This is a genomic window from Paenibacillus sp. YSY-4.3, assembly GCF_054767475.1.
This window is the reverse complement of sequence record NZ_BAABMC010000001.1, coordinates 523,249-548,494: the sequence shown is the minus strand read 5'-3', so window position 1 is coordinate 548,494 and position 25,246 is coordinate 523,249. Positions and strand designations below refer to the sequence as shown.

Sequence of the window (25,246 nt, the reverse complement as noted above, 5' to 3'; positions counted from 1 at the left end):
ATACCCTCTCCTTTAATCACCTGCTGCGGATTGAATATAGGCTTGAAGCTGTTCGCGGCTTGTAATTTCGCCAACGATGGATTGGTGGAGATTGCCGTTTTTATCAATGATATAAGTGACTGGCAGACCGACGATTCCGTATAAGCCGGACACTTTGCCAGTAACGTCGATCATGACCGGAAACTCAAAATGGTGCGCAGTCAAGAACTCATTCACGGTGCCTTTGGACTCGCCCGCATTGACAAATAAGGTAGCCACATCCGAGCGATTTGATTGATACACCTCGTTGATCAGCGGCATCTCCTTTACACAGGGCTCGCACCAAGAAGCCCAGAAATTGAGCACAACCACTTTGCCATTGTAATCGGACAATGATACCTTGTCTCCGTGCATATTCGTCACTTCAAAGTCAGGGGCGCTTTCACCGATAGCCAGTCTTGCCTTCTGCGGCTTGGCATCGTCCTTCGCAGGCGATACGATAATCCATATAATCGCTCCTATAGCAAACAAACCTAACAATAGGGTAATTACGGAACTTAGACGCAATCCTTTGCTTTCCTTTTTGCTCATTTCGACTCACCTGCCGTAGAGGTTATTCCCAAGCTCTGTTGAAACGCTGCATGCAGCGGGTAAGCACCGTATTGCTCGCGGAAATGCTCCACCGTTCCCTCCCCGTAATTACGGCCGTTATTCAAGAAAACCACGTAATCCGCGACCTCTTCGGCAATTTCCAACTGATGTGTGGAGAACAGCACGGTATGGCCTTCACTCCGGATCTTCTGCAATAACCGGACAAATTCGTTCATCCAGTATGGATCGAGTCCGTTCGTCGGCTCATCCATAATTAGAAGCGGCGGCTTGCCTAACATAGCCTGAGCGAACAAAATGCGCTGCCGCATGCCTTTGGAAAAGGTGTGCACCTGCTTGCTGCGCTTGTCCTGCAATCCCACAATCTCCAGCACTTCATCAACCCGGCTCGCCGGGACTTTGCGAAGGGCGGCCCAGAAGGAGAGCGCCTCCGCCGCCGTCAAACCCGGCGAAAACTGAAAATCATCCGGCATATAGCCGATCTGCTGCGAGAATTGCTTTCTGTCTTTTTTCCACTGAAGCTTATTTACGGTAATTTCACCGGTCGTCGGCTGCATAATTCCGGCAATCATCCGCAGAACCGTACTCTTGCCCGCGCCGTTTCCGCCGCACAGCCCAACGATGCTGCCCGCCTCGATACGCAGGTTGATATTCTCCACGAGTTTCTGCTGTTTGATCACTTTGTCGACGCTAACAACCTGTACGAACGGTTCAGCCACGAGATCGTCCCCTTTCCCAAATCCAATATACCCCCGAAATGGAGATGCCGATCCATGCCAAGCACACTGCAAAAAACAGCAGGCTGCCACCAGGTTGATGAATCCAAGTTACCCACTCGTAGTACTCTGGGCCGAGCACGGATCCGCCGCCCAGCTTGATAACGACAAACAGGCGCACCAGTTCCGCAGGATTAAGGAATGTTAAGGCGATGAGCACAGGCTTAATCCAGGGGTAAGGCAGCAATCCCAGCACGGAAATCAATATCGTTGTCCAGCCGATAACGGTAAAAAACCAGATCATGACGGAAAAAGTCAACGCCTGCCAGCGGTTTTTGGATAGGGAACCGATCAATAAGGCAACCGCCAAGAAAAGCAGCACCAAACCGCAGGAGAACGCTAGAAACAATAAGTAAGTAGTAAGCTCGAACGCTTTGCCCGCTGCAACCGAAATGATGCCCATCAGGCCATAGCCAAATGAGACAATCGTCAATAAAACGACGGACAACCCTACATATTTGCCGATAATGAAAGGCATGGTACCTAGTGGATATGTCGACAGCAGCTGCCAGCTTCCCTCCTCCTTCTCCCCCGTCAGGGAGAAGGAGCCGAGAAACAGGGTCATAAGCGGAAGCAAATACAGAATCAGACTGAGCATCGAGCCGGTAATTGCGGAATAGCCGCTGACAGCGTTCTGAGAATTGACGAGCAATAGACTTACGCTGAATACGGAAAATAAAACGAGAAAAGAATAGGCCCACGGATTACGGAGCCCAATTTTGATTTCTCTTTTTGCCACTTGAAGCATATCAGTCATCGTTCTATCCTCGTCTTCTATTGATGACTGCTGTCATCATGGCTATCGCTGTGCTCTTGTCCATGTCCGTCGCTATGGCTTTCATCCTGCCCATGTGCCTCGCCGTGATCATGATGCATCATGTCTTGACTCTGCTGCCATGTATGGTTAGCCAGCTCATTAGCGCCCAGAACTTGTCCCAAGCCTTGCTCTTTGACAAAGGCTTCCGCAGCGGCTTTATCTTTGAAGCTGACAATTCCATAGGCCATCGGCGTGCGGATCGAAGCATCGTAGACATATGTCGCTTTACTGAACTCGACCCATTCTTTGTCGTTATAGTCGCGGACATAGTCCATGCCGATATTGTCTGTACCGTTCTCCTGCTTCCAAGTATTCATGCAGCCCAAATCGTCGAATTTCAAGCTCTTTCCGTCCTTCGTCACGATTTGCGTGGCAAAGGCGTCGTCTTTTACCTGCATATTGCACACCACGCATACATCGACATCTTCATTGATCGCCTGTGCGGCATATTTCTTTTGGCCGCAACCGACAAGCAAAGCGAATGTAAGCATAACTACCAAAGCTAATGACCATTTTTTCATGATTTGGATACCCCCGAATATAGTATGGTTATTACCGCTGTTGCCAGCAGCATCGAAGCGATAATCAAAATTAACGTTTGATCGGAAATGACCGGATCAGCTTGAAAATCTCCTGCTTGTACTGGCAGCATAGCCGATACGGCATTCGGCTTCATTTGCGGCGCGCTGTCCGTCGTCCAGCGTTCCTGGTGATCGGTGTACATGCTGCTCAGAAACGTCATGCCCGGGGATTGAAAGAACAGTTGGAAAGCGGGCGTCTTGGCGATCAGCTCCTGATAAAAAGGATTGATTTTGTACGGGATTTCACTAACTCCGTCATCATTCAAATCCAGGCCATTCGCTGAATCCCAGTAATTCCCTACCAATTCATTCTTTCTGCTATCGGTCGCTTCCGCTTCGATCACATTGGCCACGAAATCATTGGCCCGTATTTCGTTCCCCTCGGCCTGCTTGAATTGAATCCCGATGAAGTTCCGAATAACCGAATTCTCGATCACTTGATTATCCTTCGATAATTCGATATATAATCCGACCCGGTTCCCTTCGACGAGATTTCGCTCAATGACCGAATTTTGCACATCAAATAATAAGATGCCTTGCGAGTTCACGTTCTGGCTTTGCTTCGCGAATGAATTATCCGCTACGCGCACGTCTCTTACGCCCATGATCATGGCGCCCGTTACGTTGAACTCTCCCCGGTTGTTAACAATCTGCGTATCCTTCACATACATGCAGTGAATGCCGTAACGCGAGCCGTACAGCCGATTGTTCTCAATATTTTGCCCGTTGCTGTTCTCCAGGTAAATGCCGTCCCTCATGCCCGCAACCGTATTCTGCTCGATCCGGTTATCATGCGAATTGTACAGATCGATACCGTTGCCCTTTTGGCCCATTTTCGCATCGGCTTCGTTCTCTGTGTGCAGCCAGGAAATTTCGTTGCTCTGAAGCAGGGCGTGGTCCGCATCACGAAGCATGATGCCGAAGCCAACGGTTTTGATTCTCAGCTCCTCTATAACGGCCTGATCGGCATGGACTGCTACGGCTGCTGTTTCCTCACCAGCCTTTTCCTGTAAAATATTCACTCCCCGTACAGTAACCCCGGGCGCCTCAATCCGAATCGCCGCTTCCGAAGTGCTGTTGTAGAGGATCGCCGTCTTGCCGCCTTCGATGGTTAGCTTTTTGGAAATGACGACAGGGCCTGCATATTTTTCTTCAGTCAGCACGATAGTGTCTCCAGGTCTTGCTTCGTCTACCAGTCGCTGAAGGGATGGCAGCCGTTGTTCAGAGGCTTCATCCTTCGGCGAAGACTCCGCAAATATAGGAGAAGCACTGCCGGCAAATACTAGACTCAGCAGGAGCAACCCCGCAAGGACAACAAATAGCGCAACTCCTTTACTCCTCATAAACTTAACTTCTATTGCCCCCTTTTTCTCTTGAATGACGCAGGTAAACTATTTAATTAAAATGATAAACTATAACATTTCTCACTAATATAGCCCATTAGAGTGGCTTTTAGCCGGATTCCGCTTCATTTTATGTCATTTCTATGACAATCCCTTAAAGAAAAGTTCAAAACTTTAATAGGATAAACCATCAAAACAAGCCGTAGTAAGAATAATGCTAACAAGAATAATATGTATAAATTCATATAATTAAGGGTGAAAATCATAAAAAAAAGCAGCTCTGCTTGAGAGCTGCTCTGCTTTCGGGAATATCAAACTATCTCTTGCCCTTCTTCGCACGATAATTCGCGGAACAGAACACATCCTTGGTTTCAACTGTATACTGATGGTGGGGAATCGGGACGCAATGATGTTTGTTGATAATTTGAATCGGATGAATCACCGGGACGATTTGGGGATGGAAATAATTATTTACCACATACTGCGGAGGATCGAAAATCGCCTCTCCCGGAGGACAGCAATGCCCTCCTTGATGTTGTGCATACAATCCCATAATAATTTCTCCTTTCAAATAGTATCCACTACTATCTTATGCGGAGACAATTGCCATGATTGGACAGCTGCCTTTAATTCCTTTAGCTCGTAATCTTCAGCTCCGCTGAGGCGGTATACTGGGAGCTGCCGCCAATTTGCACGGCAACCCGGCAGGGTTCCGCCGCGAACCTCATCTCCCGATTCCAAAACCCCAGCTCCTCCAGGCCTAAACTGAAGCTGACCGTTCGCCATTCCCCTGGAGGAATTTCGATTTTTCGAAAGCTTTCAGCTAGTTCTTTCTTGTATATGAACCTAGTCTGTCCTGTATATCCCTCTCGCTCGCTCTCGTGTTTTACCGGGTGGTGCTCATTTGCCTGCATCCTTGCTGGCGCTTAGCCCGCGATATTCCTTTGGTGTCATGCCCGTATACGATTTGAACACGGATACGAAATACTTATATTCCTTGTAGCCGACCTTATCCGCGATTTCGAACACCTTGTCGTGGGTCGTGGCCAGCAGCTTTTTGGCGTGATCAATCTTCGCCTCGTTCATATATTCCGTAAAGCCCTTTCCAGTGCTCTGCTTGAAAATATAACTAAAATAGCTCGGTGTAATCTTCAGCCAGGAGGCAACCTCGGAAGCCTTCAAATCCGATTGATAATGATCATTCATATACTTCTTCGCCTTCTCGATAATCCAGTAGGATTTATCAATCCCCTGCTTGTCGATCAGCAGCAATAATTGCTGAATCTCTTTCAGCACCAGCATTTCGAGTCCGGTATAAGAGTTGTAGACGTTTAGATTCGGCGTTCCCTTGTGCCCATAGTCCAAGTCGGTCATCCCGCTTTTGCGAAGCCGCTGGCGCAGCAATGCAGAGAGCTCATCGTAAATTTTAACGATGTCCGCTAGCAGGAAACCTTTTTCCCGGAAAAATTGAAACATCAAAGCCACCTGGTCCTTCACTTCATTCTGATCCTGTTTAAACATAGCGGATACCAACCGCCGTACCCCATCCGCAATATCAAAATCCGGCAGCATCCGGTTCATCCCGATTCTGTCTCTATACTCCGGAAGCATGATCGGAACCCTTTCCAATACATAATACGACAGGAGCTCGGCAGCTTCGGCGCAATAAACCGCAGTGTCGGTAAGATGATCATAGGGCAGCGAAGCACCGCCATACAGGCCGATATCCTTCCGTGCAGACAGTATCGCAGAGGCCAACAGCTCATCCCAAGCCTTGCGATCCAGTCTAGTATTCGACACCACTAACGTGATCAGCAGGTTCTCATGATAAAAAACGGATACCATTTGCAGTTCAGAGCGCTGCAATAGGCCATGAAGCGTACGCATCCATCTGCCCTGAATCTCTTTATATTCAACAGGCGGCATTGTACCGTAACGTTCATAGAAGCCGTCCAGCTGCGTGGCCAGGATGCGGAACTGTACCCCATGCAGCGAGGCTGGCGCTTCTTTGCTGTACGCAATCCCGTGACGAACCATATCGAGCAGCCACAGCTTAGCCTCCTCGGAGGCACCTTCCTGTTCCCGCTTATGAATACCAGCTACAACCTTGCTTGCGACCGTGGTCAATTCCTCGATATCGACCGGCTTAAGCAAATAATCGCTGACGCCCAGCCGAATCGCCTGCCGAGCGTATTCAAAGTCCTCATAACCGCTAATCATAATGATCCGTACTCTCGGAAACCGCTGCTTCAACTGCTCGGCCAACTGCAAGCCGTCCATGCCTTCCATCCGAATGTCGGAGAGCAGGAAATCAACATCATGCTCTTGCACCAGCCGCAGCGCTTCTTGCCCGTCGTAGGCTTCCCCTATAACGTCAACGCCAAGCTTATCCCAATTGATCGTGCAGCGAAGACCTTCGCAAATGACAGGCTCGTCATCCACAATCAGCATCCTGATCCGTCTGCCCTTCGGCATCCAATTATCGCTCATGCTGCTCACCACCATGCTTATCGGCTGATTCGCGAGGGAGCCTGAGGCGTACCCGCATGCCTTCAGCCGAATTATTTATAATTTCCAAACCATAGTCTCGTCCGAAAAATATCGATAATCTCTCATGTATGTTATTCATGGCTCCCTCCCTGCTGCCGGGTTTAGCTCCATGTTGCAGCGAGCTTCGCACCTCATCTTCCCTTGCAGGCGCCATGCCTTTCCCATTATCGATCACATCGACCCAAATTTCGTCTGCAGCCTTGTAGCATCTGACTTTAATTTCGCCAAACTTTTTATTGCGGTCGAGGCCATGCTTGATAAAATTCTCTACCAATGGCTGTATCGTAGCCTTAAGCGTTATTGCATCCCCAATATCCGCCTCCGTATATAAGGAATACTTCAACTTGTTCCCGAGACGGCGCTGCTGCAAATACAAATACGATTGGGCAAATTCCAGTTCCTTGCGCAGCGTAGTCTGATAGCTGCCATTATTCACGCTGGCGCGGAAAAACTTCGACAGCACCTCGATCAACTGACTTGATTTAGCAGCATTCTCCAGACGTGCCGTCCAGCGGATCATATCCAAGGTGTTATATAAAAAATGAGGGTCCATCTGGTTTTGCATCAGCTTCAGCTCGGACTCCCGCTCCCGGAGCTCCAGCTTATATTTATGATCGATCAACTGCTTGATCGTATAGACCATTTCGTTAAACTTGTGGTTCAGCTCAGAAATTTCATCGCGGGAATTCACGGGTACCCGGGCATTAAAATCCCCATGCATCACGCGATTCGTTTCCTTCTTCAAGCGAAGGATTGGCAAGATAATCGTGTAGTGAAACCCGATGAGCGCCGTCAGCCCGAGCAGCAGAATAGCCGTCAGGATAACCACCATAATCACTTTCACGCTCCGGAATTCCTCCGCAACGGTGGTTTCTGGAATCATGGCGATCACTTTCCAGCCCGTGTTCTCGATTCCTTGGTACAACGCCAGGTAGCGCTCGCCGTGAACGGGATAAGTCACGAATCCTTCCTTGCTGGCAGCCAGCTTGTTCAGCAAGTCCTCATCGGGAACGAAATCACCCGCCATTTGGTGCTTGGAGCCAAGAATCAGCTGTCCCTTGTCCCCGACAATGAATACCGTGCCCGCACCTTCCTTGAAGATCCCTTTTTCCAACAGATGAACAATGCTCGCCTCATCCATACGGATCGTTAGCCTGCCTACCGGTTTCGTGATATGGCTATAGGAATTCAGGATCCGGAACATGGACATAATTCGGACATCGCCATACCAATCACTGTTCAGATTGTAACCTTCCGTCCAGACGATCCCTCCCTTGCGGGCATCAGCCTGCTGCTCCCACTTCGTCTCATCCCCGCTGAATGGTTCGCCCATCTCGATGAAACTGCCGTTGAACCCGGATATTTCAATCGAGCGGATATAGCTTCTCGAAATCAGCTGGAACGTCAGAAAACCTTCGATGTTTCGCTTGAGATTCTCTCTCTGTTCGCTGCTGAGCGGCGGCGAGGTACGCAGGAACATACGCATGTCCGGACTGAGAATGAGGTAGTTGGCCATATCCTCCACCATTTTGGTCTGCTCGCCAAGCTGATTAGTTATGTTATCCAAATTGCGTTTCGTGGAATTAATGAATTGCTCTCTTAATACCTCATTAAATTTATACTGCACGACGACACCGACGCCAAAGGTAGGCAGAATGACAAAGAGCAGAAATATGACAAGCGCTTTTCGTTTTAAACCAAAGCTGCCGAGGAATCTTCCCATGCTTGTCCCCATAAGCTGTTCTCCCCCCTTACGCTGCCTCCGGCTCGGCCTTGCACCGGCTTAAACTTAGCCCTTCACAGCTCCCGCCGTCATCCCATTAACCAGCTGCTTCTGCAGTAACAGATAGAAAATAATGATCGGAATCAGGGCGATCGTCAGCGCGGCCATTTGCAAAGTCAAGCTCGCTGTTTCGATGCCGACAAAGTTGGCGAGTCCAAGCGGCAGCGTCTTAAACTCCGATGATGTAATCAACACGAGTGCGAATAAATATTCGTTCCAATTGTAGATAAAATTCAAAATGATGACCGTGGCGAGTGCGGGCCTCGTAATCGGCAGAATAATCGACCAGAATATGCGGTATATTCCCGCACCATCCATCACACCGGACTCTTCCATATCTTTAGGAAATCCTCTCATAAAGCCTTCCAGAATAAAAACGGTCAAAGATAAGTGAAATGCCGTATACGGCAAAATCAGCGACAAGTAAGTATCAATTAAATGCAGCTTCTGCATAATCAGAAAGATCGGAATCAATGTAGCATGAATCGGTACGAGCATTCCGAGCAGAAATATACTGTAAGTCAGCCCGCGAAGCTTGAATTTGAACCGCGATAAAAAATATGCAGCCAATGCTCCCAAAAATACCGTTACAACTAAGGAGACAACAGTAACGAGAATACTATTAAAAAAATACACGTCCATATTGGCAACCTTCCATGCCTGCGCATAGTTGGAAAATTGCAGATCGGTCGGGAATGAAAATGGATTTGCCGCGTACTCCTGTTCCTTCTTAAAGGAGTTGACCACCATCCAAAAAAGAGGAACTATATTCATAATAGCTAACAGGCTCAAAAAAGTGTACGCGAATAACTGGAACAGCCTAGACTTTTTATTCATGGCTTTTGCCTCCTTTCCTTATGCATCTTTCTCGCTGCCAAACCGATTAATCACTGAAATAACGATTAGGCTGAACAGCAAGATTAGAATGGAAACCGCGCTGCCATAACCAAAACGCATGTTCACGAAAGCACTATTGTACATGTAAATCGTCATAACTTCAGTCTGATGCGCCGGGCCGCCGCCCGTCAAAATCTGAATGAGGTCGAACACACGGAAGGAATTACTGATGCTGTAGACGACACATACCATAATCGTACTTCGAATCATCGGGACCGTAATCCGCATCGTCCGCTTGAACCCAGTGGCTCCGTCCAGCTCGGCAGCCTCATTGACTTCATCAGGGATACTTTGCAGAGCAGCCAGAAAAATAACCATATAAAGCCCGCAGTTTTGCCAAATATACGCGATACTGATCGACAGCATCGACCACTTCACATCGCCAAGCCAGTTCTGCTGCCAGCTCTCCAAACCTACAGCCGCGAGCAGATTGTTCAGCATTCCGTATTCCGTGTTGTAAATCATCCCCCAGATCAGGGATACCATGACCGAAGAAATAACGACAGGCATAAAACCGATCGTCCGGAAAAACCCGGAGCCCCGAAGACCTCGGCTCAGCAACAGCGCCAGCAGCAAACCAAGCGGGAGTTGACCAATCAAACCAGTAACCATAATGATGACGTTATTTTTCACGGACAGCCAGAAGGTGGCATTGCTCAATATCTTCACGTAATTATCGATACCGACAAACGCCATCGAGCCGATACCATTCCAGTTCATCACGGAGTAGTATAAGGACAACCCGATCGGAACGATGGCTATTCCCAAGTAAATCAATAAGGCGGGAAATAAACCGAAAAATATCGCCAGTTTCGTTCCTCTTAATGTTTGCATCAGGGGGTTCCTCCTTTGTTCTCATCCTGCTTTCAAGGCCGATGAATGAAGAAAACCCGGGTTTCGGGTTTTCTCACAACGTCGGATTTGAACGACAGGATCCTATAAAATAGACTTCTAATTCATCGTGTCAAAGGCTTCTTGAACTTCTTTAGCCACCTCTTCAGGCGTACCTCTGCCCACGGTTAGCGCTTGCAATCCGTTTTGCAGCACATCGACCACCTGTGTTGGAATGACGCTGTCAAACACCGGAGCAGTTCCATTGCCGGTCAATTCCAACATCTCTTTCAAATATTTGCTTGCATCTTCCGGTACTTCCACTTTCGCTGGAACTACAATTCCATTGCGGATCAATTCTTTATACAAATCCTCGCTTACGAAAAACTTCAGGAACTCTTCAGCAGCCTGCTGTTTTTTCTCATCCAGTCCGCTCTTGATGGAAATGCCGAATTGAACGATGCCGGCACTTTTAACCGGATCACCCTTGCCGCCTTCTACGCTCGGGAACAGCGCGATGCCAAACTTGTCCCCTTCATCATTGTTAATGCGCACTCTTCCGTCGACCGTCGAGGAGGAAATATGCATCGCCGCTTTGCCTTGAGTGAAGTAATCCTGGCTTTGAACGGAGTCCATATTGTTAGCATCCGTATTGAAGGCTCCCAGCTTGGTCAATTCATCAATAACCGCAAGCGCTTTTACGAATTCAGGATCGGTAAATTTCGCCTTTTTCTCCAGCACTCCCAGCAGGAAATCACTGCCCGTATAGCGATCGCCAATGACAGAGATATAGGAGGACTGAAGCGGCCATTGCTCTTTGTTCCCTAGAGAAATCGGGGTAATTCCCGCTTCCTTCAGCTTCTTCACCGCGTCGATGAACTTATCATAAGTATCCGGGAATTGATCGTAGCCTACCTGCGCAAACATTTCTTTGTTGTAGTAGATAATGTCCACGAACGTTTGCTTCGTCGGTACAGCATACTGCTTGCCGTCGACATTGAATCCCGTTAATGCGCTGTCCGGTAAAAGGGAAGTCCAGTTATCCATCATGTCATTGATCGGCGCAAGCAAATTGCCTGCCACGAGTGGATCCAGGTCCGCCCCAGGCCATACTACGTTGATATCCGCCAAATTGTTTGCTGCCGCTAACGTCCGAAGCTTAGTTTTGTACGGTCCTGACGGTACGCCGTCCTGTTTGATCTTGATGTTCGGATGCTGCTCCTCAAACTCGGCGATCCGGGCCTTGTAGACTTCATTGTCCACGTTCGGGGAAGTCCAAGGATGCATCATGGTCAAGGTGATGGTCTCCGCTTCCGACGCTCCTTTGTTGTTCTCCCCTGCCGCATTGTCCTTGCCGCAAGCTGCCGTAATCATAACAAGCAACGCGACCAGACCGAGGAGTACTGCTTTTCTGCCTTTGTTTGTTGTCCCCATAATCAACCCTCTTTTCTAATGAATGAAAAACTAGTGTCTACTTACACAGATGTAAGTTGTAATTATGTTCATCTGCTATACATTTAGTATAAAAGCGTTTTCATTTGGGCTGTATCCCACAAAATTTCGATTATATCCGAATTATTCATCTGATTTTTATTGGGGTTCATTTAAAATGTAATCAACCAGATCATCCAGCGGCACCGTAGCTAGTGCAATCGCCGTGTCTGTAACTCCGTAGTAAATATAGAGCAAGCCGTCCTTAACTACATTGCCCGTCGGGAAAATGACGTTCGGAATTTGATAACCAAATTTTTCATAGTACGTTTCAGGCTCCATAATGAAGTTCTTCGTTCTGGCAATGATTTTCTCCGGATTGTCCAGATCCAGCAGCAGGGCGCCTACCCGGTAAACGACGTCATCATCCACCCCGTGATAGAGCACGAGCCAACCACGATCGGTTTTGACTGGAGGCGTAGCGCCGCCGATTTTTCTCGACTCCCAAGCCATGTTCTCCGCTTTGGCGAGCAGCTTTGGCTCCTCCCAATGAATCAGGTCCTCCGAATAAGTGATCCACATGGCCGCTTTCTCTGTGCCATAGGCCTCGCCCACATATTCCTCCGGACGGCGGAGCAGGACGTATTTGCCGTTGATTTTTTCAGGGAAAAGAATGTTGTCCCGATCATTTATGTCCAGTGGCGTCGTATCGGCAAGAAACTCCCAATCAATGAGGTTCTTGGACGTAACGATCGAGGAACGGGTCAGCCAATGTCCCTCCTGCTCCCCCCAACCGTCAGGATACGTCGGAATCGAACGCTCCGGAATGCCTACGCCTGTCGGATAATAGCTCATCGCGCAAGGCCGCAGCGCATAGTTCATATAGAAGGTGTCATCTATTTTCACAATCCGTGGATCCTGCACGCTGCCGTAAGGGAAACCAAGCATGTCCGGGGTAAGGATAGGCTCGTCCTTCACATGCGTAAAGTTTACACCGTCCCCACTCTCCAGAAGTCCCAGATAATTTTTGCAAGGTGTAAGCGAGCCTGCCGTACGCTCAATCATGTAAAATTTGCCGTTATCAATAATTACTGCCGGATTGAATACCGTGACCTTCCTCCATTCATATCCTCCCGGAACCACAATCGGATTATCCGGATGTCTTGTAATTTTCATCGGTCTGCCTCCTTATGAAAGCCCTTTATATTTGTGTATAGTGCTATTGTAGACCGGAGCTTTAGCACAAAATATCCTATAATCTTTCGAAAACATCTGAATAATACGAATATTATTTTATGGGGAATATTGATATTTGGAAGCGTATACGCAGACATGAAAAAAGGCTGCCCCGAAGCGCTAAAAGCGCAATGGAAACAGCCTCTATTAATTGTTACACATCATAATTGACGATATAATTTTGCAGCTCTGTATTGTAATAACCGATACTGTATTCTCTAACCTTGCCGCGTTCATCATAAGAATAACGGGATCTCTTGAGCAGCGGCATTCCTTTACTCTCAAGCTGCAAAATCGCTTCCGCCTCCGGCGGCGGAACGGCGACCGAAAATTCGTCGCGCAGCCGGTCCAAAGAAATATTATGCTCCTCCAGCAGCTCGTATAAGGATCGGGCATTTAAATCGGCAAGTTCCAACTCGCCCATAGCCATAGCCAGATAATGCGTATAGTAAATATAAGGCCTGTCATCAAGAAAGTAGACCCGCTCCAGCCTTAGGCAATGTTCACCGAATAGGCGGCGCAGCTCGGCATCCGGTTCTGTTCCGATCGTCTCGGCCCGAAGCCACTGCTTTTGGATGCGATGGCCCTCTTCCACCAAAATTTCCGTGAAGTGCTTCCATTTCGACAGCTTGGAGGCCGCCTTATTGCGAATCACCTTGGTCCCTTTTCCGCTGCCTTTTTCAAGGTAACCTTCCTGGACGAGCTCCTGAATCGCACCCCGCACGGTAATTTTGCTCACGGAAAATTCCTGCTCCAATTGCGGCTCCGAGGGGATGTTCTGCCCCAGGGGATAGACGCCGTGCAGGATCCGATCCTTCAAAATATCCCTGATTTGCAAATATAGCGGTTTATCCTTTCTGGACAAGCTCACTTATTTCCACTACCTTTCTACATCGCCAGCGGACCTTGTCATCGCACGCAGTATTTCCTCTTCCGTTGACATAGGAGTATCGCCTGATACCGTGTGCGCCAGCATACCCGCCGCCGCCGCGAACGCGACCGTCTTCTCAGGCAGGAAGCCCGCTAGTTCGCCATGAATAATCCCGCTCGCAAAGGCATCCCCAGCTCCTATTCTATCATAGACGGAAAACGTCAGCATATCTGAAAAAACAAAGCTCTGATCCTTGTACAAAAAACCACGCAAGGAATGCGAATTGTCGCTGTGGATGGAGCGGTGCGTTCCCGCGATGACCGGGATTTGATATTGCTCGGCAACGACTGGGATCAGCTCCTTAAGCTGCTCCTCGCGCTGCTCCTTCTGCGTGCTAATGCCCAACGTATAGATCGCGTCTTTCTCATTCATCATTACGATATCCGCCAAACGCAGCATTTCCTCATAATACGGTTTTGCCTTGTCATATCCGCCTTCGCCCCAGAGGGACGGCCGGTAATTGCAATCGAAAATAACGAGGCCTCCCTGCTGCTTCACCGCCCGAGCTAATGCTTTCATATGCTGCCTAACGCCATCATTCATCGCCAGCGTTATGCCGCAGAAATGAATCGCGTCCATTCCCCGGGCAATATTGTCGTAATCGTAGACATCCTCAGGGGCCGTATTAAAGCTGCTGTCCAAGCGGTTGCTATAAGTTACACGACTGGGCCTGGCGCCGAAGCCGTTCTCGAGGAAGTACATGCCGATATAATTTCCGCCTTCTACAATGGATGACGTGGAGATTCCCAGCTTGCGCAAATAGGCTTTGGCGGCCTCGCCCAGCGGATTGGCAGGCAAACGGGAGATCAAACTCCCCGTATGTCCGAAGCGCGCCACTGCCGAGGCAACATTTACTCCGGTACCGGAAAATGTATAGTGCAGCATGCTGCCCTGCGACAGCAGATCATACCCTGGCACCTGCAGACGCATCATGACCTCGCCAAAGGCGGCTATCCGCTTAGGCATGCTGATCAGCCAGCCTTTTCATGATCGCGAGCAAGTCACGTACATCCTGGACATTTGTTTTTCCCGATGCCTTGTCAATGATCGAAGAATATACGTGAGGGATCACCTGCTGAACCCCTGCTTCCAATGCGATCCGCAAAATAGCCTCGAAATTGGCCATATCGATGCCGCCCGTCGGTTCGAGGGCAAAGTCTTCCGCAGCACATGCTTCAGCAACGGCACGAAATTCGTCTTCACGGCTCAGCCCCTCCATCGGGAAATACTTCAGAGCATTTCCGCCCATATCGCGGACGAGGGAAATCGCCGAGCGAATTGGTACGATAGCCGGCTCGTGGCCTGCCGCACTGATCGGCCCGGTCGAAATATTCACGTATCCTGCCTGGCCCGTTGGCGATACCAGACTGTTAATCCAGCTATCCATCGCCCCAAGATTAGCCCGGGTAGCCCCGACAGCAGGAAATACCTGATTAATATGGCTGCCAGGATAATGCTTGGCGATTTCCGCCACCACTGCCGCTTGACGATTATCGCCGGCACCAAGCCCGATCGATACCGCTTCATCGATTTCCCGCCCGTATTGCTTCATGGCCGTTACAGCCTCTTCCGCCGTTGCATAGTCCTTGGATAGGACGCCGACCAGCACATATCCTTCCGCGGCCTCGAATATTTCCTTGGCATTCTCTACGTCTTTGGCCAGCACATTCAATGCGACCCTGCCTTTGTAAAAGCGTTTGGCGATTTGTGACATATTAACGTCCCCCTGTTAATTCGCGTATTTTAGCTTCAATAACGACAATGTCATCTCCGAGCAGCGGGCGCGGATCGATATCGAAATACCCCTGCCGCACACCGTAGTCCCGTGTATATATGGCAATCTCGCCGTTCTGCAGCCGTTCCGCTACTTCCATTGCGGTAATGCCAGCCTTCTGCGCATTGATCTGAATGCGGCCGCGGTAAATCGCACGTCCTGCTTCATCCTGCACAACCGACACATGAACCCCTGCGATATCATTTAATGGCATTAATGCTTCAAGCAGCGCCTTCTCCTGCTCGCTCTTATCTTCCTTCACCATGTATTCATCCAGCGCCTGCAGCAAGCCGAAGGACGTCTCCTTGCCTACCTTCATGCTGCGGCCAATTCCATGCAATTGTACTTTGACCCACTCGATGAAGGTTCTTTTTCCTGCGACGATGCCTGACGTTGGACCCTCAATGGCTTTGGAGCCGCTGTAAATCGCCAGATCGGAGTATTTCACATATTTCTGGATATCCTCTTCCGCTGCCGCATCCACGATGAGCGGAACTCCGCGGCGCTGGGCAACATCCCAGGCTTCTTCCACCGAAATCATATTTTTTTGCACGGCATGATGTGATTTGACGTAAAGAATAGCTGCGGTCCTGTCAGAGATTGCATCCTCGATATGCTCGGCCCGCCCTTCGTTGGCATAGCCCACCTCCAGCAGCCTGCCGCCGCCCAAATACACCATCGTCTCCACGGGAGCACCGTACTGCACATTATGCCCTTTCAGAATGATGATCTCATTCTTGGGGATGATCTCCTGATGCAGGCGCTCGCTGCGGCGGCGATGGCCCTGGGTCACTATAGCCGCTACCGATAAAGCAATTCCGCTGGATGCTGAGTTCACGATCACCGCCGCTTCTGACCCAACAATCCGCGCGATATGATCGCCTGCTTTATCGACCAGATCGGCGATCTCAACATAGCTTTGCCCGCCCTGCTTCATCGCCTCCATGACCGTATCGCTCGGCGCGGACACGCCCAGGATGCTCATCCGTCCGCTGGCATTAATGACCCGCTTAAGCCCGTACTTCGCATTCAATGTATTCCCCACCTGTAACCACTCCTTTAGCTTTAATAAGTCGGTTCGCCACTCTTCGCTCTCCTTCGGAATCAACCAGTTCCACCCGTTCGTCGTCCAGTGTAAACAAGGTCAAGTTGGCGGCATCCCCCACCTGAATCCGGCCCAGCTCCGGCTTGCCCAGCCAGTCGGCTGCATGGCGGGTAACCGCATCGATTGTCTCTTCCAGCGTATAACCCAAACTGAGAAACTTGGTCATTACGCTAGCCATGCTGTAGACCGGACCGTTCAGCCGATTGCCGCGGTAAATATCGGTGCTGATCGTATGCAGCCCGACACCGTGCCGCTTGGCCGCTTCAGCCACCTGAAAGGAGAAGCTGGCCGTCCCGTGGCCAACATCCAAATAAACGCCCCTCGCTATCGCATCGGGCAATACTTGCAGCGGATGACCATCTTCATCAAATAAATTGTTCGTCTTTCCATTAAGATAATGCGTAATGATATCTTTTCGCTGCAAAAGAGGAATTACCTCTCGGATATCCGGCGGTCCCGATCCGATATGCACCATAAGCGGCAACCCCGTGTCGCCGGATAGTTCCCGGGAGATGCGAAGCGGTTCCAAGCCGCTGTTACCGACCACGCTCCTGCTGATCCGCGCCTTTAATCCAACGATGAAATCTTCATATGCTACTATCGCCTGCTTGACCCGCTCCTTGTCAATCCACTCCAGCCGGGACAACTCGTCAATTCTAGACAGCCCAATCCGCGAAATGTTCAAAAATGCGTACACCTTCGTCTTGACCCGCTTGCTGTCAGCCAGCAGGTCGGCAATCCGGTCCGCACCGCAGCTTCCAGCATCGACAATCGTTGTCACTCCCTGCTTCACGCCGATCTCATCGATTTCATCCCCATAGGGATCGAACTCGGGAAAAGCATGGACATGCATATCAATCCAGCCGCTCGACACGTATACGCCCGAGACGTTGGTCAGCGGCTGCCCGCTTCCTTTTCCGGCATCGGCAATTTCGGCAATTATGCCATTTTCGATAACGATGTCGATTTTCTCACCGCTCACCCTTTTTACTTCGCGAAGCACGAATCTATCCCTTGGAGCTTCTGCTCTACCATTCGAAGCTGTTCGATCGCTCAAAACTATCACCCATTTCTGTTTCAAACATTATAATGTTTAAGTTAACACGCTTATATCGGAAAGTAAATATAACGTTATAATGTTTACTTTCGCTAAGCTCCACATTAATCCCACTAATCGATCGTAAGCTCAAATCCAATTTCAAACATCCTAATCCAAGGAAAGTGCACATTTTCGAGTCTTATGCGGCCTTCCTTTATGTCGCCTAAATATTGCGCCACAGTGCTGTTCATTTTAGCGGCGAGAATCGCCTGCACCTCATCCAGGCAGTGTCCGATCACATAATAGCTGGCGTTCAAGCCTGGCAAGTCATTCTCCAGCATATCTTGGCGGACCAGAGATTGATAAATAAAATCCTCGACAACTCGATGATAGTAAAATTTGCGGCTCTCCTGAACGATATCTTTGTTCTTAATTTCGCTCTCAGCACGCTCCATATAGTAAGTAATGATAATAAAATGGGCAATGACCGTTCCGAGCGTGTTGCCGGAAGTATTCCACCCCGCATATGCCGTCAATTGATCCAGCAGTCCTCTTTGCTTCAACAGATTCATCAACACCGAATCGCCGCCGTTGCAGGTTGCTACGTCACCCAGAGCAACCAGCTTCCCTTTGCGCAAATAATTTTGCATCGCCTCCACAATCTCTCGGTAATGAATTTCGGAGAAGTAAGAACGATGTCTGTCCTTGAACGGGATTTGCTCCGCCATGCCCGCCTGATCGACAGCCGGCGAATGCACGACCAGTACCAGCGGCGTCTCAAAAGAATGATCCACCATCATAGCTCCCGAAGCAGTCAAATGCGACTTGACGCTCTCGTTCAGGCTCCGGTCCTCGTACTTCGGCTTAATGAACGGTCCCTGAGTGGACGAATAACGCACAAATATTTCGGGCTTATAGTTTTTGAGTTGGCAAAATATATACGAGAACATCGTGCATCCAATTTCATCGGCACCCGGATAAATCATGACGCGATCCATAATGCCCAATTCCTGGGTTCGGCAAATCATCATTTGTTGTTCCCGCGGGGAGAAGCCGTATTGGGAATTATCATCAAGCGGGATAATCAAATGATCGATGATGCCATACTGGGCCAGCTCCAATACATAATGATTGATCCCTTGGTTGACCTCCCTGCGCCCGATAAAGTCATTCAAGTATTGCTGCGGAATCATTTCCTGCAAACTCTCGAGCTCCTGCTGCTCCGCTTGGGACAAAGTATCGCGCTCCGACTTGTCCGTCAAATAGCTATATTTAAAAATTTGTCCCCCATGATATTTGTAATAATCGGGTTCTTCCTCATCTTTGTTGTTGTTTGGCACCCGCATAATGAGATTGAAGGCATGAATCGTGATCTCGGGATAGGATCGTTTGATTTCACCCAGCACAGAAACTCGGCGCATACACTCTTCCAAGGACAATCGATGCAGCCGGGAAGGCACGATTCCTCCATATACTAGCATATCGATCGAAACGAGCAGCACATCGGCATCCTTTGCCGCCTCCAGCAGCCATTGTCTCACTGCCGCCGTATTGGCCGGCTTCTTCTTGTTGCCGAGAATCGCAAGCTCAGGGACAGCCACCTCCAGATCGGTCATTTTGGCAAGCTGCTGGGGAAACAGATAGTTGCACGGTCGTTCGTCTAACGGCAGGTAAACGACTTTTGACATGATGTTTGTTCATCTCCTTTATCAAAATAAACGCTGCACATGATCAAATCCGTAAATTAAGCCTTTAACTTGAATCCCTATACTTAAATCCGTCAGTGATTGGAACGCAGTCCCCCTCATCTAATTTAAGCGGTTTCAAAATTAATAATAACCCTTAATGTTATATTAGCCCCCGCAACTTTAAAGAAATATCCTAGTAAATTACGATATTATCCGAATAAATAATGAAGACAAATTAAAAAAACCTCGTCGAGCGACGAGGTCTTTAAATTTGATAGCAACTCAACTATCAGCCGTCATTAAACGAACCAGCATTAGAGCTCAACGGACATAAGAGACGCTATTCCCTCCATTTTGCTGATTTTAACGAGGTAACGGACACAGGAGACGTTATTACCACAATATCTACGCGCAATTAAGCAATTAAACTAAAGTAGCGGAACGTGTGTCCGTTAGCGCTACATTTCGCTGCTTTTTCCGAGTATAGCGGAACCACGGTCCGTTCGATCAACTTTCCATGCCACTAAACTCCCCAAGCGATACGCCTTATTATCCCTGTCCGGTTAATCATATACCCAAGCTAATCCGTATCATTAATGCAATAATAGCAAGATTAACTTGGGTATTATTGATGACGATTTAAGCATTCAATTCAATGGTAATTTTCTGCGTGCCCGCCATCGGATTAACGTGCAAACCCAGAGGTCCTTCCGATTGCGTACCATTTACAATAGACTTTACTCCCGTTACTCCGCGAAGTAACAACTCCCAAGGCTTGTTTGCCGCGCCGTTTGCTGACACTGTAAGTGTCCGGCCCGTCCGCTCGACGCTCACTTCCAATTCCAGCTCCGCCTTTGTACTATACACAGCCGTGGATGCCGTTTTACCATCGCCCAGTTCGAACAGATGCAGAGCAACTCCGTCCGCATAATCATAGTTAGGCACCAGCTTATTTGCTCCTACCGCGATCAGACTGTCGGGTCTGACCATCAGCGGCAGACTGAAATAGTCGTGCTGTTCCTGAATCCAGCGCCCGCCTTCCATAACCTCTCCGCTCAAATAATTCGTCCAACGTCCCTCAGGAAGATAATATTTCGCAGTACCTTCACTGTTGAATATCGGAGCCACCAAGAAGGAATCGCCCAGCATATATTGACGATCCAAAGTGTCGCAGTTCGGATCTCCCGTAAATTCCAGCACCATGGAGCGCATCACTGGCACACCCGTCTTTGTCGCCTCCACGGAAGTGCTATACAAATATGGCATCAGAGTGGCCTTCAGATGCGTAAAGTGCCTCAGCACGTCACTAGCCTCATCGTCAAACAGCCAAGGTACGCGGTAAGACTGGCTTCCATGAAGCCGGCTATGCGTTGACAGCAGCCCAAACGCGGCCCAACGCTTGTACAGATCCGGCGTCGCCGTGTTCTCGAAACCACCGATGTCATGGCTCCAGAAGCTGAAACCGGACATCCCTAGCGACAATCCGCCGCGCAGCGTTTCTGCCATCGAGACATATGTCGCTGAGCAGTCCCCTCCCCAGTGCACCGGGAATTGCTGACCGCCTGCCGTAGCCGAGCGTGCAAACAGCATGGCTTCATTTTTCCCCCTGGTCTCTTCAAGCACCTCGAACACCGCTTTATTATACAAATGTGTATAATAGTTATGCATTTTCACCGGATCGGAGCCATCAAAATATACTACGTTGGTCGGAATCCGCTCCCCGAAGTCAGTCTTGAAGCTATCTACGCCCATATCCAGCAATGCCTTTAGCTTATCCTTATACCAGCGCACAGCTGCTGGGTTTGTAAAATCAACCAGCCCCATACCGCCCTGCCATCTGTCCCACTGCCATACATCACCGTCCTTCGTCTTGACGAGATACCCGTTGGCTTTGCCTTCGTCAAACAAGTAAGATTGCTGGGCAATGTAGGAATTAATCCATACACAAATATTCAAGCCTTTGCTCTTGAGACGCTTCAGCATACCCTCAGGATCGGGGAATACTTCCTGATCCCATTCAAAGTCACACCAGTGGAATTCCTTCATCCAGAAGCAATCGAAATGAAACACATGAAGAGGAATGTCCCGCTCACTCATGCCATCGATAAAGCTGGTCACTGTATCCTCATCATAGCTCGTTGTAAAAGAGGTCGTGAGCCAGAGGCCGTAAGACCAAGCCGGCGGCAAGGCAGGTTTCCCTGTCAGCTTCGTATAATTATCCAGGACTTCCTTTAAGTTGGCTCCGCCGATAATATAATATTTTAACGTTTCGCCGGGCACGCTGAACTGTACTTTGGAGACAACTTCAGATGCTACCTCGTAGGATACGCGTTCCGGATGATCGACAAAGACGCCATAGCCATAGTTGGACAAATAAAACGGTACATTTTTATAGGCTTGCTCGCTGCAGGTTCCGCCGTCCTCATTCCACAGGTCGACAACCTGTCCATTTTTTACAAAAGGGGTGAATCGTTCCCCAAGACCATAAATATACTCTCCTACGCCTAAATCAAGCTGCTCGCGCATGTAGGTCGTTTGATCAGGCAGCTTGATATGGCCCGGGCTTTTATATCCGCTGCCGGTCAGACGTTTGCCATCGTATAGGAAATGCGTACTCCAACCTTCGTTTTTGTGTACCTCCACACGAAGTCTTCCGCTCGTCAAACTGGCGATATCCGCCCCGTTTTCAATCTGCACCTCCACATCGCCGTCACTCAGCTTCACAAACTCCGGCCCTTTCGGCAAACGTCCGCCATGATGCACTAGTTCCACTGCAATGACATCCGGCATTGGAGATGTGTAATTAACAGTTAAAATAGCCGTATTCAACGTATCTCCACGCGTGATGATTTTTTTACAGGAGGCTAGCACCGTAAGCTTGTCCTGCCCTGTCCTGACACCTCGAACTTCAACTGGATAATTCAACGTAACTCCCGGCCTAACATGCCAGTACCCATCAGTAAATTTCATCTCTGTTTCCTCCAATATGCTGTATATTTATTAATTATTGCTGCTGCAGCTCGGGAACGATCTGTACCGGCGTTTGTCCGGTTAAGGCATGCACCAAATTTCTCGCCGCCGCAAACGCCATGTTTAACCGTGTCTCAGCCGTAGCTGAGCCGATATGAGGTAAGGTGACCACATTGTTCATTTGCAATAACGGATGTTCTGTCGAGATAGGCTCATACTCATACACATCAAGGCCTGCTCCAGCGATTTGCCCTTTTTGCAGAGCACGGATCAAAGCATCTTCATTGACGTTCTCTCCACGCGACACGTTAACGAAGATCGCCGTCTTCTTCATCCGGGCAAACTGCGCCTCGTTCATAAGATGCTTCGTTTCAGGCGTAAGCGGCGTCATCAGAAGCACAAAATCCGAGGCGTCCAGCAGTTCATCTATAGAGCAGTATCGCAGTCCATAGCGTTCCTCTGCTTCGGGCTTGCGGCGCCGATTGTAATAAACCACATCCATTTCAAAGCCCAGCACCGCGCGTCGGGCAATAGCTTCCCCGATTCGCCCCATGCCGATAATGCCCAGCCGCTTGTGATGAACGTCGAGACCATACAGCTCCGTATCCATTCCTTTAATCCAGCCCCCTTCCTTGACGAGGCGATCCAGAGCGGTCACTCTACGCGCCGTCGCCAGCAAAAGCGCCATGGCAAGATCAGCCACTGTCTCATCCAGCACGTAAGGGGTATGGGTGGCGATGAGCTTGCGCTCCTGCAGCGCCTGAAGATCTAGATTGTTATAGCCAGCCGATAGATTGCTGATCACACGGAGACTCGAGCCTGCTTCCAGCACCGCTTGCCCAATTGGGGTCCCTGTGACAAGCAAACCTTCCGCATCACCAATCTCCTCCGCTAGATGCTCTTCGGTAATATCTCTTGGCCCCTGCCAATACCGACACTCGCAATGCTCTTCTAAATAGGCGGCCACGGGCTCCGGCAAGCCCCTTGCAATATAAATCCGTGGTTTCATCACAGTTCCTCCTAGTCTCTCTTCCTCATACCGCTTCGCTTGCCTTGCTCCTGTTAGCTCAGTCTTTCATAGAACCGGCCGTGATACCGCCAACCACATATTTTTGCATGGAGATAAAAATAACGATGATTGGTAGTGCTGCAATCGTGGCAACCGCCATCAGATTGTTCCACTCCGTACCGTACTGACCGATAAACCGGTACAACCCTAGGGTCAACGGCCGAACCGAATTGCTAGTCGTCAATGTCAATGCGAAGATGAAGTCCCCCCAGCCGAACAGGAAGCAAAATACAGCAACCGTCATAAGTCCGGGCATGACCAGCGGCAAAATGATTTTCGTAAACGAAGAAAATTTATTACAGCCATCAATCATCGCGGCTTCCTCAAGCCCACCTGGCAGCGCCAGGAAGAATGGACGCAACGTAATAATGGCAAACGGCAGGGAATGGATGAGATCTGCAAAGATCAATCCGGCAAAATTATCTATTAACTGCACCTTGGAGAACATAATATACAGCGGCATCGCCATCATAATGCCGGGCAGCATCTGAATCGATAGCACTGAAATCATCATGAGGCCTTTGCCCTTGATCGGGAGCCGTGCCAGTGCATACGCAGCCGGGATCGCCAGCAGCAGCGACAAAATCATCGTCCCTATAGCGATAATAAAGCTGTTGCCGATGTAGCCAACCATATCCTGGTTGCGAACAAAGTTATTAATGTAAGACTCGAACGTCGCTCCTACCGGAAAAATATGCGGCGGATTGTGATAAAGCTCCGTCACCGGCGTGATTGACGTTTTTACCATCCAATATACCGGGAAAAGAAACACAATCATGATCAGAATGCCGATGAAGGTCGCACCGCCCATTCGCCATCTAGAATTCGTCATTAGTGGACCTCCTCCTTACTCGACATTCTCAAATACCCGATAGATATAACGATTAGAATCAGGAACATAATCATAGATACCGAGGCACCCTGACTGAATTCCAGCGTCGTAAAGGACATCTGATAGGCATAAATCGGCAGCACTGTCGAGGACGTCACCGGTCCGCCTGCAGTCATGATAAAGATGAGATCGAATACTTTAAACGTATTGATGATGCCCAGGATCATCAGTACAAGAATCGTTGGACGCATCAGCGGCAGCGTAATATGCCGAAATTGCACCAAACGGTTCGCTCCGTCCAGCTTGGCAGCCTCGTATAGATGCTCGGGCAAACCTTGCAATCCGGACAATAAAATAATCATATTAAACGGGATACCAATCCAGATATTGGCCACGACCGTACTCAGCAAAGCCGTGCTGCCCTCGCTCAGCCAGTTGATTGGCTGGTCGATGATTCCCAAGGTTTGAAGGAAATAATTGATAACTCCGAAATCGCCGGACATCATCCACTGAAATATCGTCCCACTAATGACTACCGGCAGCATCCAGGCAAGCAGCATCAGAGAACGAAACAGATTGCGTCCCGGAAATTTCTGATTAAAAAACAAAGCCAGCGCAAATCCGATCGTAAATTGGAAAAAGATACTGAGCACGGTAAATACTGCAGAGTTCTGTAGAGCGGTGTAAAACACCGGATCTTTTAATGATTTAATGTAATTGGACAATCCAATAAAGTCGTGCTTGCCGCTCAAATTGTACACATTGACATTCTGAAAGCTCAACATGAGATTATAGAGCAGCGGAAAGCCGATAAATACGACCATAAATATTAAAGCAGGTACAACAAACAAGTAGTTATTCCAAGATGAGAACCATCTGGCTCTACGGGACTGTTCTCTGCTCCCGCTCACTGCTGATTTATGGGACATAACTTCTCCCCCTATTTACTGTGTATGGGGATGCAGCAATGCATCCCCCTTGCTGAATGCCATGGTTTCTACATGC

23 protein-coding genes are annotated in these 25,246 nt (G+C 49.1%); all 23 read right to left on the bottom strand.

The window, feature by feature from the left end:
- Window positions 1-12: 12 nt before the first annotated feature.
- Window positions 13-570, bottom strand: coding sequence for a TlpA family protein disulfide reductase (locus ACYUJT_RS02495; RefSeq protein ID WP_460318592.1), 558 nt, complete (start codon window positions 568-570; stop codon window positions 13-15).
- Window positions 567-1,307 carry an ABC transporter ATP-binding protein gene (locus ACYUJT_RS02490; protein ID WP_460318590.1) on the bottom strand — a complete coding sequence of 247 codons (741 nt, stop codon included), beginning with the start codon at window positions 1,305-1,307 and terminating at the stop codon, window positions 567-569. The genes ACYUJT_RS02495 and ACYUJT_RS02490 overlap by 4 nt, the downstream gene beginning before the upstream one ends.
- Complete coding sequence (locus ACYUJT_RS02485) at window positions 1,300-2,121, bottom strand: ABC transporter permease (RefSeq protein WP_460318589.1); 822 nt, start codon at window positions 2,119-2,121, stop codon at window positions 1,300-1,302. The genes ACYUJT_RS02490 and ACYUJT_RS02485 overlap by 8 nt, the downstream gene beginning before the upstream one ends.
- Before the next feature lie 17 nt (window positions 2,122-2,138).
- Window positions 2,139-2,702, bottom strand: a complete 564-nt coding sequence (locus ACYUJT_RS02480) for a nitrous oxide reductase accessory protein NosL (protein ID WP_460318587.1) — start codon at window positions 2,700-2,702, stop codon at window positions 2,139-2,141.
- On the bottom strand, window positions 2,699-4,105 hold the full coding sequence (locus ACYUJT_RS02475) for a right-handed parallel beta-helix repeat-containing protein (protein WP_460318586.1): 1,407 nt from the start codon (window positions 4,103-4,105) through the stop codon (window positions 2,699-2,701). Before ACYUJT_RS02475 ends, ACYUJT_RS02480 begins: the two co-directional genes overlap by 4 nt.
- Before the next feature lie 316 nt (window positions 4,106-4,421).
- Window positions 4,422-4,658 carry a hypothetical protein gene (locus ACYUJT_RS02470; RefSeq protein WP_460318585.1) on the bottom strand — a complete coding sequence of 79 codons (237 nt, stop codon included), beginning with the start codon at window positions 4,656-4,658 and terminating at the stop codon, window positions 4,422-4,424.
- A gap of 82 nt (window positions 4,659-4,740) precedes the next feature.
- Complete coding sequence (locus ACYUJT_RS02465) at window positions 4,741-5,019, bottom strand: fibronectin type III-like domain-contianing protein (protein WP_460318584.1); 279 nt, start codon at window positions 5,017-5,019, stop codon at window positions 4,741-4,743.
- Window positions 5,006-6,595 carry a response regulator transcription factor gene (locus tag ACYUJT_RS02460; RefSeq protein WP_460318582.1) on the bottom strand — a complete coding sequence of 530 codons (1,590 nt, stop codon included), beginning with the start codon at window positions 6,593-6,595 and terminating at the stop codon, window positions 5,006-5,008. Before ACYUJT_RS02460 ends, ACYUJT_RS02465 begins: the two co-directional genes overlap by 14 nt.
- The gene (locus ACYUJT_RS02455; RefSeq protein ID WP_460318580.1) at window positions 6,585-8,390 is read right to left on the bottom strand and encodes a sensor histidine kinase; all 1,806 of its coding nucleotides are present in this window, start codon (window positions 8,388-8,390) and stop codon (window positions 6,585-6,587) included. Before ACYUJT_RS02455 ends, ACYUJT_RS02460 begins: the two co-directional genes overlap by 11 nt.
- 54 nt (window positions 8,391-8,444) lie before the next feature.
- Window positions 8,445-9,275: a carbohydrate ABC transporter permease gene (locus ACYUJT_RS02450; protein ID WP_460318579.1), complete on the bottom strand. Its 831-nt coding sequence runs from the start codon at window positions 9,273-9,275 to the stop codon at window positions 8,445-8,447.
- An 18-nt stretch (window positions 9,276-9,293) separates the two neighbouring features.
- Window positions 9,294-10,169: a carbohydrate ABC transporter permease gene (locus tag ACYUJT_RS02445; RefSeq protein ID WP_460318578.1), complete on the bottom strand. Its 876-nt coding sequence runs from the start codon at window positions 10,167-10,169 to the stop codon at window positions 9,294-9,296.
- A 117-nt stretch (window positions 10,170-10,286) separates the two neighbouring features.
- Entirely contained in the window at window positions 10,287-11,600 is a 1,314-nt protein-coding gene (locus ACYUJT_RS02440; protein ID WP_460318577.1) for an extracellular solute-binding protein, read from the bottom strand.
- Window positions 11,601-11,756: 156 nt separating this feature from the next.
- Window positions 11,757-12,773 (bottom strand): glycoside hydrolase family 130 protein, encoded by a 1,017-nt coding sequence (locus ACYUJT_RS02435; RefSeq protein ID WP_460318576.1) that lies wholly within the window; start codon window positions 12,771-12,773, stop codon window positions 11,757-11,759.
- Window positions 12,774-12,987: 214 nt separating this feature from the next.
- A complete protein-coding gene (locus ACYUJT_RS02430; protein ID WP_460318574.1) occupies window positions 12,988-13,704 on the bottom strand; it encodes a GntR family transcriptional regulator in 717 nt (238 codons plus the stop codon).
- Window positions 13,705-13,713: 9 nt separating this feature from the next.
- Window positions 13,714-14,730 (bottom strand): sugar kinase, encoded by a 1,017-nt coding sequence (locus tag ACYUJT_RS02425; protein WP_460318572.1) that lies wholly within the window; start codon window positions 14,728-14,730, stop codon window positions 13,714-13,716.
- The gene (dagF, locus tag ACYUJT_RS02420; RefSeq protein WP_460318570.1) at window positions 14,723-15,478 is read right to left on the bottom strand and encodes a 2-dehydro-3-deoxy-phosphogluconate aldolase; all 756 of its coding nucleotides are present in this window, start codon (window positions 15,476-15,478) and stop codon (window positions 14,723-14,725) included. The genes ACYUJT_RS02425 and dagF overlap by 8 nt, the downstream gene beginning before the upstream one ends.
- 1 nt (window position 15,479) lies before the next feature.
- Window positions 15,480-16,583, bottom strand: coding sequence for a DgaE family pyridoxal phosphate-dependent ammonia lyase (locus ACYUJT_RS02415; RefSeq protein ID WP_460318569.1), 1,104 nt, complete (start codon window positions 16,581-16,583; stop codon window positions 15,480-15,482).
- A complete protein-coding gene (locus ACYUJT_RS02410) occupies window positions 16,549-17,700 on the bottom strand; it encodes an amidohydrolase/deacetylase family metallohydrolase (protein WP_460318567.1) in 1,152 nt (383 codons plus the stop codon). Before ACYUJT_RS02410 ends, ACYUJT_RS02415 begins: the two co-directional genes overlap by 35 nt.
- A 113-nt stretch (window positions 17,701-17,813) precedes the next feature.
- Window positions 17,814-19,370 (bottom strand): DUF4127 family protein, encoded by a 1,557-nt coding sequence (locus ACYUJT_RS02405; RefSeq protein WP_460318566.1) that lies wholly within the window; start codon window positions 19,368-19,370, stop codon window positions 17,814-17,816.
- Between the two features lie 639 nt (window positions 19,371-20,009).
- Complete coding sequence (gene yicI / locus ACYUJT_RS02400; RefSeq protein ID WP_460318564.1) at window positions 20,010-22,340, bottom strand: alpha-xylosidase; 2,331 nt, start codon at window positions 22,338-22,340, stop codon at window positions 20,010-20,012.
- A gap of 34 nt (window positions 22,341-22,374) precedes the next feature.
- Window positions 22,375-23,349, bottom strand: a complete 975-nt coding sequence (locus ACYUJT_RS02395; protein ID WP_460318563.1) for a 2-hydroxyacid dehydrogenase — start codon at window positions 23,347-23,349, stop codon at window positions 22,375-22,377.
- Between the two features lie 58 nt (window positions 23,350-23,407).
- Window positions 23,408-24,241 (bottom strand): carbohydrate ABC transporter permease, encoded by an 834-nt coding sequence (locus ACYUJT_RS02390; RefSeq protein ID WP_460318562.1) that lies wholly within the window; start codon window positions 24,239-24,241, stop codon window positions 23,408-23,410.
- Window positions 24,241-25,170, bottom strand: coding sequence for a carbohydrate ABC transporter permease (locus ACYUJT_RS02385; RefSeq protein WP_460318560.1), 930 nt, complete (start codon window positions 25,168-25,170; stop codon window positions 24,241-24,243). Before ACYUJT_RS02385 ends, ACYUJT_RS02390 begins: the two co-directional genes overlap by 1 nt.
- Window positions 25,171-25,246 lie beyond the last annotated feature (76 nt).

Bases quoted from the DNA above. Each gene is read 5' to 3' on its own strand.
- ACYUJT_RS02495 (WP_460318592.1), bottom strand. From the start codon at position 570: ATGAGCAAAAAGGAAAGCAAAGGATTGCGTCTAAGTTCCGTAATTACC.
- ACYUJT_RS02485 (WP_460318589.1), bottom strand. From the start codon at position 2,121: ATGACTGATATGCTTCAAGTGGCAAAAAGAGAAATCAAAATTGGGCTC.
- ACYUJT_RS02480 (WP_460318587.1), bottom strand. From the start codon at position 2,702: ATGAAAAAATGGTCATTAGCTTTGGTAGTTATGCTTACATTCGCTTTG.
- ACYUJT_RS02475 (WP_460318586.1), bottom strand. From the start codon at position 4,105: ATGAGGAGTAAAGGAGTTGCGCTATTTGTTGTCCTTGCGGGGTTGCTC.
- ACYUJT_RS02470 (WP_460318585.1), bottom strand. From the start codon at position 4,658: ATGGGATTGTATGCACAACATCAAGGAGGGCATTGCTGTCCTCCGGGA.
- ACYUJT_RS02465 (WP_460318584.1), bottom strand. From the start codon at position 5,019: ATGCAGGCAAATGAGCACCACCCGGTAAAACACGAGAGCGAGCGAGAG.
- ACYUJT_RS02460 (WP_460318582.1), bottom strand. From the start codon at position 6,595: ATGAGCGATAATTGGATGCCGAAGGGCAGACGGATCAGGATGCTGATT.
- ACYUJT_RS02455 (WP_460318580.1), bottom strand. From the start codon at position 8,390: ATGGGGACAAGCATGGGAAGATTCCTCGGCAGCTTTGGTTTAAAACGA.
- ACYUJT_RS02450 (WP_460318579.1), bottom strand. From the start codon at position 9,275: ATGAATAAAAAGTCTAGGCTGTTCCAGTTATTCGCGTACACTTTTTTG.
- ACYUJT_RS02445 (WP_460318578.1), bottom strand. From the start codon at position 10,169: ATGCAAACATTAAGAGGAACGAAACTGGCGATATTTTTCGGTTTATTT.
- ACYUJT_RS02440 (WP_460318577.1), bottom strand. From the start codon at position 11,600: ATGGGGACAACAAACAAAGGCAGAAAAGCAGTACTCCTCGGTCTGGTC.
- ACYUJT_RS02435 (WP_460318576.1), bottom strand. From the start codon at position 12,773: ATGAAAATTACAAGACATCCGGATAATCCGATTGTGGTTCCGGGAGGA.
- ACYUJT_RS02425 (WP_460318572.1), bottom strand. From the start codon at position 14,730: ATGCCTAAGCGGATAGCCGCCTTTGGCGAGGTCATGATGCGTCTGCAG.
- dagF (WP_460318570.1), bottom strand. From the start codon at position 15,478: ATGTCACAAATCGCCAAACGCTTTTACAAAGGCAGGGTCGCATTGAAT.
- ACYUJT_RS02405 (WP_460318566.1), bottom strand. From the start codon at position 19,370: ATGTCAAAAGTCGTTTACCTGCCGTTAGACGAACGACCGTGCAACTAT.
- yicI (WP_460318564.1), bottom strand. From the start codon at position 22,340: ATGAAATTTACTGATGGGTACTGGCATGTTAGGCCGGGAGTTACGTTG.
- ACYUJT_RS02395 (WP_460318563.1), bottom strand. From the start codon at position 23,349: ATGAAACCACGGATTTATATTGCAAGGGGCTTGCCGGAGCCCGTGGCC.
- ACYUJT_RS02390 (WP_460318562.1), bottom strand. From the start codon at position 24,241: ATGACGAATTCTAGATGGCGAATGGGCGGTGCGACCTTCATCGGCATT.
- ACYUJT_RS02385 (WP_460318560.1), bottom strand. From the start codon at position 25,170: ATGTCCCATAAATCAGCAGTGAGCGGGAGCAGAGAACAGTCCCGTAGA.